This is a genomic window from Halorussus marinus, assembly GCF_004765795.1.
Taxonomy (GTDB): Archaea; Halobacteriota; Halobacteria; order Halobacteriales; family Haladaptataceae; genus Halorussus; species Halorussus marinus.
Window position 1 is genome coordinate 193976 of the sequence record NZ_SBIV01000004.1, and the last position, 14410, is coordinate 208385.

Annotated in this window: 15 protein-coding genes; 7 read left to right on the forward strand and 8 right to left on the reverse strand. The window is 66.1% G+C overall.

The genetic code is table 11. The features are described 5' to 3' along the window. Window positions 1-139: 139 nt before the first annotated feature. The 3 genes from EPY72_RS10130 to EPY72_RS10140 all read left to right on the forward strand — a co-directional run bounded on the left by EPY72_RS10130 (window position 140) and on the right by EPY72_RS10140 (window position 2837). Window positions 140-790, forward strand: a complete 651-nt coding sequence (locus EPY72_RS10130; protein WP_135806331.1) for a DUF1405 domain-containing protein — start codon at window positions 140-142, stop codon at window positions 788-790. Window positions 791-905: 115 nt separating this feature from the next. After that, window positions 906-1991 carry a hypothetical protein gene (locus EPY72_RS10135; RefSeq protein ID WP_135806332.1) on the forward strand — a complete coding sequence of 362 codons (1086 nt, stop codon included), beginning with the start codon at window positions 906-908 and terminating at the stop codon, window positions 1989-1991. A 63-nt stretch (window positions 1992-2054) separates the two neighbouring features. Further along, window positions 2055-2837 carry an ArsR/SmtB family transcription factor gene (locus tag EPY72_RS10140; protein ID WP_134670142.1) on the forward strand — a complete coding sequence of 261 codons (783 nt, stop codon included), beginning with the start codon at window positions 2055-2057 and terminating at the stop codon, window positions 2835-2837. On the opposite strand, the gene EPY72_RS10145 is transcribed toward EPY72_RS10140, so the two are convergent. Further along, on the reverse strand, window positions 2834-3313 hold the full coding sequence (locus EPY72_RS10145) for a hypothetical protein (protein ID WP_135806333.1): 480 nt from the start codon (window positions 3311-3313) through the stop codon (window positions 2834-2836). The genes EPY72_RS10140 and EPY72_RS10145 overlap by 4 nt on opposite strands. Before the next feature lie 89 nt (window positions 3314-3402). On the opposite strand from EPY72_RS10145, the gene gatD reads away from it, so the two are divergent. Beyond that, window positions 3403-4647, forward strand: a complete 1245-nt coding sequence (gene gatD, locus EPY72_RS10150; RefSeq protein WP_134670146.1) for a Glu-tRNA(Gln) amidotransferase subunit GatD — start codon at window positions 3403-3405, stop codon at window positions 4645-4647. Continuing rightward, the gene (locus EPY72_RS10155; protein WP_135806334.1) at window positions 4644-5549 is read left to right on the forward strand and encodes a GNAT family N-acetyltransferase; all 906 of its coding nucleotides are present in this window, start codon (window positions 4644-4646) and stop codon (window positions 5547-5549) included. Before gatD ends, EPY72_RS10155 begins: the two co-directional genes overlap by 4 nt. On the opposite strand, the gene EPY72_RS10160 is transcribed toward EPY72_RS10155, so the two are convergent. The 3 genes from EPY72_RS10160 to hmgA form a co-directional block, all read right to left on the reverse strand. Further along, window positions 5546-6706 (reverse strand): DUF7972 family membrane protein, encoded by a 1161-nt coding sequence (locus EPY72_RS10160; RefSeq protein WP_134670150.1) that lies wholly within the window; start codon window positions 6704-6706, stop codon window positions 5546-5548. The genes EPY72_RS10155 and EPY72_RS10160 overlap by 4 nt on opposite strands. A 45-nt stretch (window positions 6707-6751) precedes the next feature. Further along, window positions 6752-7024 (reverse strand): ubiquitin-like small modifier protein 1, encoded by a 273-nt coding sequence (locus EPY72_RS10165; protein ID WP_134670152.1) that lies wholly within the window; start codon window positions 7022-7024, stop codon window positions 6752-6754. Window positions 7025-7130: 106 nt separating this feature from the next. Beyond that, window positions 7131-8372 carry a hydroxymethylglutaryl-CoA reductase (NADPH) gene (hmgA, locus tag EPY72_RS10170; RefSeq protein ID WP_135806335.1) on the reverse strand — a complete coding sequence of 414 codons (1242 nt, stop codon included), beginning with the start codon at window positions 8370-8372 and terminating at the stop codon, window positions 7131-7133. 277 nt (window positions 8373-8649) lie between these two features. On the opposite strand from hmgA, the gene EPY72_RS10175 reads away from it, so the two are divergent. Further along, window positions 8650-9972, forward strand: a complete 1323-nt coding sequence (locus tag EPY72_RS10175) for a methyl-accepting chemotaxis protein (protein ID WP_135806336.1) — start codon at window positions 8650-8652, stop codon at window positions 9970-9972. Between the two features lie 348 nt (window positions 9973-10320). On the opposite strand, the gene EPY72_RS10180 is transcribed toward EPY72_RS10175, so the two are convergent. The 3 genes from EPY72_RS10180 to EPY72_RS10190 form a co-directional block, all read right to left on the reverse strand. After that, window positions 10321-10836 carry a hypothetical protein gene (locus EPY72_RS10180; RefSeq protein WP_134670158.1) on the reverse strand — a complete coding sequence of 172 codons (516 nt, stop codon included), beginning with the start codon at window positions 10834-10836 and terminating at the stop codon, window positions 10321-10323. After that, complete coding sequence (locus EPY72_RS10185; protein ID WP_244605559.1) at window positions 10836-11711, reverse strand: sulfurtransferase; 876 nt, start codon at window positions 11709-11711, stop codon at window positions 10836-10838. Before EPY72_RS10185 ends, EPY72_RS10180 begins: the two co-directional genes overlap by 1 nt. Window positions 11712-11965: 254 nt before the next feature. Beyond that, complete coding sequence (locus tag EPY72_RS10190) at window positions 11966-12493, reverse strand: DUF5817 domain-containing protein (protein WP_135806337.1); 528 nt, start codon at window positions 12491-12493, stop codon at window positions 11966-11968. A 215-nt stretch (window positions 12494-12708) separates the two neighbouring features. On the opposite strand from EPY72_RS10190, the gene icd reads away from it, so the two are divergent. Then, window positions 12709-13980, forward strand: coding sequence for an NADP-dependent isocitrate dehydrogenase (icd, locus tag EPY72_RS10195; protein WP_134670162.1), 1272 nt, complete (start codon window positions 12709-12711; stop codon window positions 13978-13980). An 86-nt stretch (window positions 13981-14066) separates the two neighbouring features. On the opposite strand, the gene EPY72_RS10200 is transcribed toward icd, so the two are convergent. Further along, window positions 14067-14405: a cupin domain-containing protein gene (locus EPY72_RS10200; RefSeq protein ID WP_134670164.1), complete on the reverse strand. Its 339-nt coding sequence runs from the start codon at window positions 14403-14405 to the stop codon at window positions 14067-14069. Window positions 14406-14410: the final 5 nt, after the last annotated feature.

Below are 14410 nucleotides of genomic sequence, written 5' to 3' on the forward strand. Positions count from 1 at the left end.
ACGTATCCCACGATAGGACATAAACGTTTCGGATAGATTTATATAGTATTGCAATAACAGATTTTAATCGTTCGCCCGCGTCGGTCCGAGGTCGCCGCGATCCGACAAGACCTTTGTCGCTGGCGGTCCGCGAGTCGGTATGGCGATCCCCGACCGCTACGCCCGGACGTTCCTCGAAGACGGCCCGAACCTCGCGTGGCTGCTCTCGGTGAACGTGCTGGCGATGCTGGTCGGGGTGCGTTTCTACGTCGAGACGCTCCCCGAGGTGCCGATCTACCTCTGGCCGCTGTACGCCGACTCGCCGGCGGCGCTGTTTCTCGTCACCCTGTCGCTGGCCACGTTGGTCCCGAATCTGGGCCGTCGACTCGACGCCGCGCCCCGGAACCGGCCGCTGGCGTACCTCCACACGTTCGCGTTCGCGTGGCTGGTCAAGTACGGCCTCTGGACCGCGGTCTCGCTCAATCTCGGGTTCGGCGCGTACTTCGGGCCGCCGTGGGACCCCGACGCCCTGTGGTCGTACTGGTTCATCGTCCTCACTCACCTCGGGTTCGTCGCCGAGGCGTACCTGCTTCCGCGCTACGGCGCGACGACGCGGGGGGCACTGGCGGCGACGCTGTTCGCACTCCTCGCGAACGACGCCCTCGACTACCTGCTCGGGTTCCATCCGCCCCTGCGGTACGAACCGGGACTGGTACTACCGGTGGCGACGGTCGGGCTCTCGGCGCTCTCGGTCGCCGCGGCGGCCCGTGCGTTCGACCGCCTCGGCCCCGACGACAGACCGAGCGCGTAGACGACATCTAATCGGGTTTTAAACTCTAATACGCCGTTTTGGGCGCTAAAAGCCGAATATGAACGGAACGAACGAATGTCTGTATTTTTAAACGGCGGCGCTATATGACGACCCGATGAGTGCCTATCGAGCCGTCCTGTTGGCGCTGGTCGTCGGCAGTTCGCTCGCGATCGCCGCCCCGGCGACAGCGGCCCCCGACCTGAGCCCGGACTCCCCCGACCCCGTCGGCTCGGCGACCGCCGACCCGCCGGTCGCCCAGAGCGACGACGGAAACGAGAGCGAGAGCGAAAATCAGTCCGCGAGCCCGTCGCTGGGCGCGGATATCTCCTCGTTCATGCAGTCGAGCGCGGCCGAGATGAGCGGTGCGGTCGAGACCGGCATGTGGTCGGCGTCGTTCAACGCGACGGACAACGAGACCAAGCGCAAACGGCTGGTGGAGCGTCGGACCGGCGACCTGCGCGCCGAGCTCGCGGACCTCCGCGATCGGAAGGCCGAACTCGAATCCGAGCGCGAGGCCGGCAACCTCAGTGGGGCCGCGTACAAGGCGCAGGTCGGCCAGTTGGTCGGACGGATCAACGCGTTGCAGTCGACGATCGACGCCACCGCGCCGCGAGCCAGACAGGCCAACGCCGACGTGGACGCCATCGCGGGGCTCGAAACCGACGCCCGGAACCTGACCGGCCCGGCGGTCGCCGCGGTCGCCCGGAACACCTCCGGCGTCGGCGTTCCCGGCCCGCCCGACGACGTCGGAGGCGGTCCGCCCGAGGACGCCGGCATCGACGACTCCGGGAACGCAAACGAGAGCGCCGCGTCCGCTCGATCGGGGACCGACGGCGCTTCGAACGGCGAGGGCGATCCCGGGCCGCCAGAGGACGGCGGTCCCGAGGCCGGCCCGAGCGAGGAGAAAGCGGTCGCGGATCCGAGCGACAACCGGACCGACGCGGCGGGTCCCGACAACGGTGCCGACGGCGAGGCGTCGGGTGAGGAAGGGGCCGACGGCAAAGCCGCCGGCGGAAACGGGGAGAAGGGAGCCGACGGCAAAGCCGCTGGCGGAAACGGGGAGAAGGGAGCCGACGGCAAAGCCACGACGACCGACTCGCCCGACGAGACGAGCCAGCGCGCGAGGACCTCGATCCCGGATGGCGCCGACGATTCGACAACCGAGACGGGGAGCCCGCCAAAAACGACGGCGGTCGAGTGATCGCCGGCGGGGCGAAATCGAGAGACACCCTTTTGAGCGCGCGATGCCTACCATCGCCCCTGAATGGACTCCGCCGAGCTACTCGACATCCTCGGGAACGAGAACCGACGGCGCATCCTCCGTCTGCTGGCGCGCAAGCCGTGTTACGTCACAGAAATCAGCGAGTACCTCGGCGTCAGCCCCAAGGCCGTCATCGACCACCTCCGGACGCTCGAAGACGCCGGGCTCGTCGAAAGCCGCACCGACGACCAGCGCCGCAAGTACTTCAGCATCTCGCGCAACCTCCGGCTCGAAGTGAGCGTCTCGCCCTACGAGTTCGGGATGAAAAGCGCCTACCCCGCGAGCGCCAACCTCGACGTGAGCACCTGCCGGTACGTCTCGCTGAACGTCCAGTTCGAGGACGACGCGGGGGTCGAGCCGGAGGAGGGCGCGGCGATCGACGGCGAACGACCCGACGACACCGCAGGGGACGCGGGAGAACTCGGGCCGCCCGAGGCGTCCGACGCGCAAACCCACGAAACGCCCGCCGACGCCGAGGGGCCGACCGACCTCGCCGCGGAGCTCGATCGGCTCCAACAGCTCCAGAGCGAACTGTCGCTGGCCCAGCGGTGGGTCCACGGCCGCATCGCCGACGTCCAGACCCGGCTCGGCGAGGCGCTTGACGCCGACGGCGAGGACCGAATCCACGCCCAGGTGCTCGCGGCGGTCGCGGGCGGGGCGAGCACCGTCGGGCGGGTGAGCCGCGCGGTCGAGGCGCCCGAACCGGTCGTCGAGGACTGTCTCGGCGAACTCGAAGCGCGAGAACTGCTCGAACGCACCGACGACGGGTGGACGCTCGCCGATTAGATGTCCTGAGTCAGTCCCTCGCGGAGGTCCCCGCCGAAGTGGGCGCCGAGCCCGCCCGCGATCGCGCCTGCCCCCGCGCCGACGGCCGCGAGCGGAACGCCCGCGCCGCCGAACGCGGTCAGCGCGAGGTGACTGAGCACCGTCGCGAGCCCGGCCGCGAGCGCGCCGGCGGCCGCCGATTCGAGGACCGTGCCGCGCTCGACCGCGAGTCCGAGCGCGAACGCGCCGGCGAACGCGCCCACGAGCCCGGCGAGGCTGTCGACGAACGGAAGCGGGATGAAGGCGTTGCCCGCGAACAGTCCCGCCCCGACGAGCAGGACGGCGTACACGAACGTCCGCGGCGAGAAGACCCCGCCCGCACGCCGTTTGAGCCGCTGGCGGGTGGACGGCTGGGGGCTCTCGGCATCGTCGTCCAGGGGGGCGTTCAGGTCGTCCGCGACGGCGTCGCGGGTGCGCTGGTCGGAGCGCTGGGGCATACGAGTGGGTGGAACCCGGACGCTAATGGGTCTTTGGTCGGTCCGGGCGAAAAGATGGTTTCAAGTCCGGCCCGCCGGTACTCGGTGATATGAATCCCGGCGATCGCGTCCGCGTCGAGCGGGCAGACCAGACCTACGAAGGGGTACTGCTCCCCTCCTCGACGGCCCAGAACCTCGTCGTCAAACTCGACGGCGGCTACAACGTCGGCGTCGACCGCGACGCCGCCGACGTGGACGTCCTCGAAACCGACGTGTACGACATCGACTCGGGCGGGGCCGACGACGGGTCGGCGGTCGAGTTCGACGACGACCTCCCGACGATCTCGCTCATCTCGACCGGCGGCACCATCGCCTCGACGATCGACTACCGGACCGGCGCGGTGACCGCCCAGTTCGACGCCGAGGACGTGCTCCGGGCGGTGCCCGACCTCGCGGGCCGGGCGAACTACCGCGGGCGCGTGGTCGCAAACATCCTCAGCGAGAACATGACCACCGACGTGTGGCAGGACCTCGCCCGCGCGGTGGCCGAGGAGATCGAGGCCGGCGCCGACGGCGTGGTCGTGATGCACGGTACCGACACCATGCAGTTCACCGCGTCGGCGCTGGCGTTCATGCTCGATACGCCCGTCCCGGTGGTGTTCACCGGGAGCCAGCGATCGGCCGACCGGCCCTCCTCGGACAACGTGATGAACGCGGTCTGTGCGGTCGAGGCCGCCAAGGCCGACGCCGCCGAGGTCATGGTCTGTATGCACGCCTCCGAGAGCGACGACGTCTGTGCGCTCCACCGCGGGACGCGGGTCCGGAAGAACCACACCTCCCGGCGAGACGCCTTCGAGACGGTCGGCGCCGAACCGCTCGGCACGGTCGCGTACGGCGACGACGTCGAGGTCGCCTTCGACGGCGAGTACGCCGAGCGCGGCGGGACCGACCTCGCGATCGAGTCGGCGCTCGAATCCGAGGTGGAACTGCTGAAGTTCACCCCCGGCACGGACGAGTCGGCCCTCGACGTGGCCGAGGGCAAGGCGGGGCTCGTGCTCGAAGGCACCGGACTCGGGCACGTCCACTCCGACTGGGTCGATCGCATCGCCGAGCTGGTCGACGACGGGACGACGGTCGTGATGACGAGCCAGTGCATCGAGGGCCGGGTCTGTGATCGGGTGTACGACACCGGCCGAGACCTGCTCGACGCCGGCGTCGTGGAGGGCGAGGACATGCTCCCCGGCACCGCCAAGGTCAAACTGATGTGGGCGCTCGCCAACAGCGACGACCCCGCGGCGACCGTCCGCGAGCCGATCGCGGGCGAGATCACCGACCGGTCGGTGCCGTGGGAATGAGCGGCGCGGCGATCCAGCTCCGGCCGGCCCGCCACGACGACTACGAGGACGTGGCGGCGTTCACCGCCGAGACGTGGCCCGATCGGGACGGCGGCGACTACATCCCGGACGTCTACCACGACTGGATCGACGGCGAGGACCGCCACACCGTGGTCGCCGACGCGGGCGACGAGATCGCGGGCATCGTGCAGGCGGTCGCGCTCTCGGAGTGGGAGGCGTGGGGTCAGGGGATGCGGGTCAACCCCGCGTTCCGCGGGCCCGGGGTCGCCAACCGCATGACCGAGGCGCTGTTCGACTGGGCGCGCGACCGGGGCGCGACCGCGATGCGAAACATGGTGTTCTCGTGGAACGAGGCCGGACTGGGCCAGTCGCGGGCGATGGGTTACGACCCCGCGACCGAGTTCCGGTGGGCCCACCCCGAGCCGGACCCCGACGCCGACCCGGCCGCCGAGATCACGGCGAATCCCGACGCCGCATGGCGGTTCTGGACCGACAGCGACGCCGGAGAACACCTCCGTGGGCTCGCGCTCGACCCCGAGGAGACGTGGGCGGTCTCCCGGCTCACCCGCGAGCGCCTCGCGGCCGCGGCCGACGACGACGGTCTGTTCGTGGTTCAGAACGGCGGAACGAAGGGGTTCGCACACCGGGTCCGGAAGTACGACCGCGAGACGGACGCGGACGGGCCCGAGACGTGGGTCGAGTACGGCGTCGCCGCGTGGGCCGACTCCGCGAGCGCCGAGGCGCTGTTCGAGGCGCTGGCTCGCGACGCCGCCGACCGCGGCGCGGACCGCGTGCGGGCGCTGATCCCCGAGACCGTCCGGACCGTGAGCGACGCCGCGTACTGTCGAGTCGACGTGGCCGACGACCCCGACTTCGTGCTGGCGGCCGATCTGACCGCCTAGTCGTCGGCGCGTTGCTTTCCGTCGCCGGTCTGGAGCTCGCGGTCCGACACCTCGATGTCGGACTCGTCCCAGTCGAACTCGTCGAGTTCGCTCCCGCGTTCGAGGACGAACGGCCCCGACGCCAGCGTCCGGAGGGTCACCGTCATCGCCCGGAGGACGAAGGCGGTCAGCATCACGTACGGCGTGAGCGCGATCGTGTACGCGACGGTTACGAACACCGCCAGTGGCGTCAGCGTGAGAAACGTCACCTCCGGAAAGAGGTTGCTGTCGAGCGCGAGTAACACGTAGGAGGTGACGACGATCGTCGGCAACGAGACGTACAGTAGCCTGCTCGACAGCCGGGCGAACTCCCGCTTGTAGTACAGCGACTTGAAGTACTCCCGGCCGGTGGCGTATATCTTGAGCGACTCCACGAGGTCGTCGATCGCCGCCTGCTGGTCGTCGGTGAGTTCCTCGCCGTACGTTCGGTCGAACCGCCGGGCGACGTGGAGTTGCCACGAGTAGTCGTAGTTGAGCCCGGCGAGCAACACTTTGAACGACCCGAACCGGGCGCCGCTCAGGATCTCGCCGGCGCGCTCGGCTTCGGCGGTGACTTCGTCGGCGAACGTCCGGGCGTCCTCGGCGAACTCCTCGCTCTCGCCGTCGGCGGCGATGTCCGCGATGGTCGAGGCCTGCTGGTCGATGATCCGGAGGATGGTCCGGAGGAAGTCGGCGGGGCGGGCCGGGCTCACGTCGGACTCGATGAACTCCTCGATCTCGCCGCGGTAGTCGATCGAGCCGTCGATGCGCTGGCGCTGGGATTCGATGTCGGTGATCTCCTCGGACAGGACGATCGAGGTGACCGACACGACGACCGAGACGAGCAGGATGGTCCCGCTCAACAGCGTGTTGAAAAGCGTCTGGGCCGTGTTGGTGTCCTGCAACAGCGAGTACATGTCGACGGGCCGGATCATCGACAAAACGATTAACCCCGTCAGAACCCCGAGCAGGAGGCCGGCAGTCACCGATTCGCGGCGCCCCTCGAGCAGGACCCAGTGGCTCACGCGCTCGCGGAGCGTGTCCGGCTCGCCGTCCCCGCCGGGGACGATCGAGTTGAGCGACCGATGGTTCTCCATCACCGACTCTACCGACGACCGCCCCGGATCTCCGGACCCCATTCCGAACGTAGTATCACCCCGCGGTGCTAAGGCCTTCTGGCTGATTCACCCGCCGCTGACCGGCGGGAACAGCGCGAGTTCGTCGCCGGCGTCGAGTTCGGTGTCCAGTCCGTCCTCGGCGGAGACGTTCGTCCCGTTTCGGAGGACGTTGATGTGCTCGCGGAGGTCTCCGTCGTCGTAGATGCGGTCTTCGAGCGCCGGGTGGTCCTCGACCAGCGCCGAGAGCGCCGCCCCGACCGTGTCGCCGGGTTCGGCGTCGACCGCGATCTCCTTGCCGCCGGTCACCTCGGCGAGGTCAGCGAACAGCTTCCACTTCATGGTCGGCCCGAGGGACGGGAGGGCAAAGAGCGTTGCTGGTCGGTCGGTCCGTCGCGCCGCCACGAGCGGGGTCTGCCCGTCGCGCCGGCGCCCCCGGTCGACCGCGCTACCGGCCGAGGTCCTCGTGGGCCGACGAGAGGTGCCGGGAGGCCAGCGCCGCCAAAAGCGATAGCTCGCCGGCGAGCGCGCCGACCGCGATGATCTCGGCGAGCGCGTCGGCGTTGTCCCCCGCGGGGTCGCCGCCGCCCCGGAGTCCGAGCACGTCGAGGGCCTCCGACTGGGTCGGGAGCTTGGTGCCCCCGCCGACCGTGCCGACTTCGAGGCTGGCGAGGCTCACGCTGGCGTACAGCTCGTCTTGGCGGGCCTCGACGGTGGTGATCGCGTTCGAACCCTCCACGACCTGCGCGGCGTCCTGGCCGGTGGCGAGGAAGGCGGCCGCGACCACGTTCGCGGCGTGGGCGTTGAACCCCAGACTGCCGGCCTTCGCGCTCCCGACGAGGTTCTTTCGGGTGTTGGCCTCCTCGATGGCCTCGGGCGTGGTGTGGAGTCGCTCCTCGACGGTCTCGCGCGGGATCGTCACGTCGGCGGTCACGCTCCGGCCCCGACCCTCGACGGCGTTGATCGCGGCGGGCTTCTTGTCGGTACAGAGGTTCCCCGAGAGCGCGACCAGCGACGCCGGCGTCTCGTCTTCGACGACCTGTGCGGCCTCGCGGGTCGCGATGGTGGCCATGTTCATCCCCATCGCGTCTTTGGTGTCGTAGACGAACCGCAGGAAGACCGAGTCGCCGACCACGTAGGTGTCCACGTCGAGCAGTTCGCCGTGGCTGGTGGTCGACTCGGCGGCCTCCCGGAGGCGCTCGCGGTGGTCGCCGACCCACGAGACGACCTCCTCGGCCTCGGCGACGCCCGACACCCGGAAGACGGGCGCGCGGGTCATCCCCGACTTCGTCACCCGGGCGTCCGCGCCGCCCGCGGTCGCGACGACCGAACAGCCGCGGTTCACGCTCGCGACCAGCGCGCCCTCGGTGGTCGCCAGCGGGAGGTAGTAGTCGCCGTCGGCCGACCCGCCGGCCACCGCCACGGGGCCGGCGACGCCCATCGGGATCTGGGCCGCCCCGACCATGTTCTCGACGTTGGCGTCGCTGGCCTGCGCGGCGTCGATACCGTAGTCGCCGACGGCGTCGAAGTCGGCGTCGGTCTCGGCTTCGAGCAGGCGGCGACGGGCCGCCGCGGCCGTCTCGGCGTCGACCCGGTCGTCCAGTTCGTGGAGTCGCAACTCGCCCGTGCGGACGCGTTCGGCGAGCGCCTCGGGATCGCCGGCCTCCGCGTCGGAATCGGCGTCGGTCATACCCGGGTGGTCGGCCGGCCGGCCCCTAACAGTTCCCATTCACGGCGCGCCGGCGAGTCGCGATTATAAATTATACTTTTGAGAGTTCTTGCTGGGTCAGCTCGCGTCAGGTCAGGGCCGAGGATTCTTAGGGAGTCACAGACAGCAGACTGAAAGCTGATAGCACTGAACGAGTCGTTCGGCATGCGAACGATTCTATGACACCGCGGTAAAGACGGGGAAAGGCGTGAAAGCCGTTAGGAAAGAATTGAACTATACCTGCCAGAAACACGGCAGCATGGCAATGAAAGAGGGCGGTTCGACGGCAGAAAAAGACTTCTCACAGCCTATTTCGGGAGGAAAAGAACTACCAGAGGACGAACTCTGGGACGTCCTTACAAAAAACCTCCGTCAGGTGATGGAATCGACGGGTGCGGCGATGCGTATGCTCGATTTGAATTTCAACGTCGTGGTCGAGAACGAGCAGATGAAAGAACTGGGCGGCGTAGATGCCGAGGAGAGCGAGTTCGTCAAGTGCTACGACCAGTTCTGTAATCCGGAGGTGTGCGGAACTGGAAACTGTACACTGAAACAGATCGTCGATGAAGAGAGCGAAGAGATCCGCGTCGAGGTAGAAAAAGAGAGTTACGACGGGCGTGTCATCCCAACAGAACTAGTCGTCAGGCCGATCTATGACGCCGAAGGCGATATCGTCGCTATTAGTGAGACGTTCCAGGATATTTCAGCTCGTAAGACCGCCGTCAGCGATATCAAAACGGCTGTTGACGATCTCGAAGAATCGTCGGAGGAAGTGGCCGAAAACTCCCAAACGATCAGCGACCAAGCGTCCCACCAACTTGAGTCGATTACCGAGATCTCCGAAGAGATCGCCTCGCTCACCGCAACGGTCGAGGAAATCGCCGCGACAACAGATCAGGTCGAATCCACCAGCCAGCGAGCCCGTGAAGAAGCTGAATCCGGGAAGACCGAAGCCGAAGAAACGATCGATATCATGGAAAGTATCGAGCGCGCGGCGGCCGACGTGACCGCAGATATTCGCGACCTCGACGAGAGCGTCCAGCAGATCGACGAACTCGTCGATGTTATCAACGACATTGCCGACCAGACGAACATGCTCGCGCTGAACGCCTCGATCGAAGCAGCCAACGCAGGTCAAGCTGGCGACGGCTTTGCAGTCGTCGCTGATGAGGTGAAATCGCTGGCCGAGGAGTCACAGCAACGCGCATCTGAGATCGAATCGATCGTCACTGATGTCCGGGAAAACACTTCCGAGACGGTCAAGAGCCTCGAAGAAACCAACGACGTTGTTCAGCAGGGTGCAGAGAAGATAGAAAGCTCCAGCGAGACGTTCACGCAGATCGCTGACGTCGTCGAAGACGTATCTGACGGCGTCACAGAGGTCGCGGATGCGACGGACGATCAAGCCGCAAGCACCGAAGAGATCGCCAGTATGGTCGACCAGACTGCGGCGGACTTCGAACGGGTCGTCGACAAAGCAGAGGCCATCGCAGCCGCAAACGAACAACAGACCGAGCGTATTCGAGATATCAGTGCCGACGTGGATTCGATGGACTCGCTCGACGTGCAGAGCGAACTGTAAAAGTTCTGTTGCTATAGCGGTCTAGTCAAGTATTGTGAGTGATTTGAATACATCTGGTGGTGGCCGCGTATCTCAGTTGCTCTCGCGACGAATTCGAGACAGTGCGTGACTGCCTTGACGAAATCGAACCCGTGGCCACGTCCGACGAACGAGCGGCTACTCAGGCCGTATCGATACGGCGTCTACGGACTGCACTGCTCCGTTGAATAGCAGTGGTCGTGTAGATAAGTGAACTGAGTCACACTGTGAGTGGCTGTGAAAGGAGGTCTCAAATGTGGTGTCGCTTCACCCTCTCACAGGGGGCTATTCAACAGGGCCCCGCCAACAGACATCGAATGGCTGTCGGTTCTACCAGTGAACTTCGAAAGTCGTCTCGGGGCCGTCGTCATCGACCCTCGCGTGGGCGTATTCGGCTTCGAAGTGTTGGGCTGTGCCTTTGAGAAAGCCTTTCTCCCACTGCGTCGGGTAGGGTGTCGTCGAGGTGATCTCGGCTTGGTTCTCACCCGTCTTTTCGTACGTGTACTCGCCCGGTGCCTGGCGGTGTTCGGTTTCGTACATTTCGGGGAGGTGGTTCAGTCCCTCGTGTGGCGAGTCGATAGTCGATGTCCAATCGAGAAACCGCGGCGTGGACTCGCCGATCTTAGCCAGGGCGCTCTCGCCGGTGTTGCGTTCGACCGCCGTCAGTACGTGGAGAAACTTCGCAAGTGGATACCACTCGTCGGGTTGGGGATCGGGTCTGTCGATTCCCTCCTCGTCGAGCATATCCCGCATCCGACTCTGATACACGGACATCACTCCGTCGATGCAAACCTGTACCATCTCACCGCGTACGGTACCACTCGGCTCGTTGGCTGTGAGTGTCATTAGAAATCGCCCTCCTTGAGTGCAGGCTCAGTGGCCTTCTCTACTGGCGCCGCGTCGTCGGCCGCCCATTCCGTCCACGACCCGTCGTAGTTGACAGCATCGACACCGAGGAGTTCCGAAAGAACGAACCACGTGATCGATGAGCGCTCCCCGATACGGCAATACGCGACCGTGGATCTGTCCGGGTCGATGTACTCGCCGTAAATCTCTCGGAGTTCCGACTCTGACTTGAATGTGCCATCGGCGTTGACCGCTTTTCCCCACGGGACGTTTGCCGCGGTTGGAATGTGACCCTCGCGATCGGTGGTATTCGGGATCTCCGCTGGTGGCTTTTCACCACGGTACTCCTGTGGGTTTCGGACGTCGATAATCGGCCTGTCTCCGTCGAGACTATCCATGATGTCTTCTTTGTACCCGCGGATGTCTTCGTTGGTCCCGTCGATCTCGTATTCGCGGGACGGGTACTCGACGTCGCCCTGCGTCTGTTCGTAGCCTTCGAGTCGCCAGTGCCGGCGGCCACCATCCAGCAACTGGATGTTGTCGTGCTGGTAGTAGTTAAGCACCCAGTAGGCGTGGCCGGCGAACCAGTTCGCTTGGTCGCCGTAGACGACGACCGTGGTGTCTCGCGTGATTCCCAGATCGCCGAACAATGATTCGGCCTCGCTCGGAGCAACGACGTTGCCGCCGAGCCCGTCGATGATGTCTTCTTCCCAGTCGATCTGCACGGCCCCCGGTATGTGCCAGTCGTCGTACACGTCCGGGTCCATATCGACTTCGACGAGCCGATAGTCGGGGTCGTCGGTCCGGAACCGGTCCAGGTGGTTACGAACCCATTCGGCCGATCGTACCGCGTCACTGTCGAGATGAGATGTCACAGGCAGAGATACTCAGTATCGGTACAAGTAACCGCCAACATCTTCTCAGAAAGTGAAAACTGCGTTCTTAATATTAATGCTCGTATTCTCATATACATAGTCGATCAACGAGCACGCCCACCGTCCGACGCACAGTCCGATCTTTCCTCTGTGATTGCGCGAGTGCGATAATCGGGCGAGAGCACCAAGCCCAATAACAGCCGAGCCCGTCTCAGAAACCGTCCGGAATACGGAATCTGCGCTAACAACTACTGCTACAGTAGCCGGTACTCCCCGCGGCTCTCGGTGACCTCGCCACGGCGGACCAGTTTACCGAGCGCGTCACGGACGTAGTCGGCCGGGACGCCGCGCTCGTCGGCGTACGCGATCACCTCGTCTTCGGTCGGTCGGTCGAGCGCCCGGAGCGCGTCGAGGACGGTGTCCTTGCGCGAGCGTCCCGAACCGGCCGTTCGGTTTTCGGCTCGCTCGCCGGCGGCCGCCACTTCGTCGGCGTCGATTCCCGAGGCTTCGAGGAACGTCTCGTCGTCGACGACCGCCTCCTCAACGCGGGCCTCCATCTCCGAGAACGAGTCCAGTTGCGCGAACGACTCGCCCTCGCCTTGCCGGTTGGCGAGCATCGACGCCCGGACCTCCCGAGCGTGATCCTCGTCGTCGGTCTCGACGAACTTCTTTAGCTTCTCGAACTTCCTGCGCGTGCCACACCGCGGGCACTCGGTCGTCTCGGGCCGGCCCTCGACGAGCTTGAGCGCCCCGCAGTCGCTACAGCCGACGACGGCGTACATACCTCTCCGTCGGGCGCGTTCGTACCTGAATCTTCGGGACCGCCCCCGGTCAGAGTCGACAGTCGAGGGAGAAAAGCGCCCGAACGCCGCGGGCGTGCTCGTGTCCGAACGACTACTCTCTTCGGGGCGTATTTTAGGAATATAAGTGCGTACGCGTCCCACACGCGACGAAACGGCAGGCCTTTTATCCTCCTCGCTCGCACGTTTGAACGTTCATGAGCTACGACAAGGTAGACGTCCCCGAAAGCGGCCAGAAGATCACCGTCGAAGCGGAAGGCGAGGAGGGCCTCCACGTCCCCGAGGACCCGATCATCCCCATCATCCACGGCGACGGGATCGGACAGGACGTCGGCCCGGCCGCCCAGAAGGTACTGGAGACGGCCGCCGAAGCGACAGGACGCGAGGTGAACTGGATGCGGCTCTACGCCGGCGAGAGCGCCCGCGAGAAGTACGACGAGAACCTCCCCGACGAGACCGTCGAGGCCATCCGCGAACACCGCGTCGCGATCAAGGGCCCGCTCACGACGCCCGTCGGCGCCGGGTTCCGGTCGCTCAACGTCGCGCTCCGCCAGACCCTCGACCTCTACGCGAACGTCCGACCGACCTACTACCTCGACGGCGTCCCCTCCCCGATGAAGGCGCCCGAGGAGATGGACATGGTCACGTTCCGCGAGAACACCGAGGACGTCTACGCCGGCATCGAGTGGGAGGCCGGCACCGACGAGGCCGAGCAGGTTCGGGAGTTCGTCGAGGAGGAGATGGGCTTCGACGAGACGATGCACGAGGGTCCGATCGGGCTGGGCCTCAAGCCGATCTCCGAGAAGGGCAGCAAGCGCCTCGTCCGCGAGGCCATCGACTACGCGATCGAGAACGACCGCGACAAGGTCACGCTGGTCCACAAGGGCAACATCATGAAGTTCACCGAGGGCCAGTTCGGCGAGTGGGGCATGGAGGTCGCCGAGGAGGAGTACCCCGACGAGGAGGTCTTCGCCGCGCCCGACTCCCTCTGGGAGGAGCAAGACGAGGTCGACATCCCCGAGGACGCCGTGATGGTCGAAGAGCGACTCGCCGACGCGATGCTCCAGTGGATGCAACTCCGGACCGACGAGTTCGACGTGCTCGCCATGCCGAACCTCAACGGCGACTACCTCTCGGACGCCGCCGGCGCCCAGATCGGCGGGCTCGGCATCGCGCCCGGCGCGAACTTCGGCGACAACCGGTGTCTCGCCGAACCCGTCCACGGCTCGGCGCCCAAGCGCGCCGGCCAGGACATGGCGAACCCGACCGCGCTCATCCTCTCGGGGCGGCTCATGTTCGAGTACCTCGGCTGGGACGACACGGGCGAACTCATCCGTGACGCCGTCGAGGAGACCATCTCGTCGGGGACGGTCACCTACGACCTCGCTCGCCAGCGCGAGGACGCCGAGAAGGTCGGCACCAGCGAGTACGCCGACGCGATCTGTGAGAACATCGAGAAGTTGTCGTAGACCGTTTTCCGAGCGGTCGGTCGACGACGCCACGAACGGTTCCCGACCGTCCACAGTCTCCGTTTTTTGGGGTTCGCGCCCGAGAGCTACTCCTGCCAGTCGGGGTTCTCGCGGGGCGGACTGAACACGTCGACGCCGGTCACCGGCTCGTCGCCGCGGTTCTCGGCGGCGTGGGGCTCCTCGCCCGGGATCGCATAGGAGTCGCCGTCGGTGACTTCGATCTCCTCGCCGTCGACGACGAACGTGAGCGTCCCGCCGGTGAGGTAGCCGGTCTGCTCGTGGGGGTGGTCGTGCTCGGGGACCGTCGCGCCGGGCTCGATACGGAAGTGCTGGACGTTCATCTCGTCGCCGCCCGCGAGGATCGAGAGGTGGACGCCCTCGACGGCCTCGGTCGATTCCTCCTCGTCTGTGGGTACGACTTCCATACCGG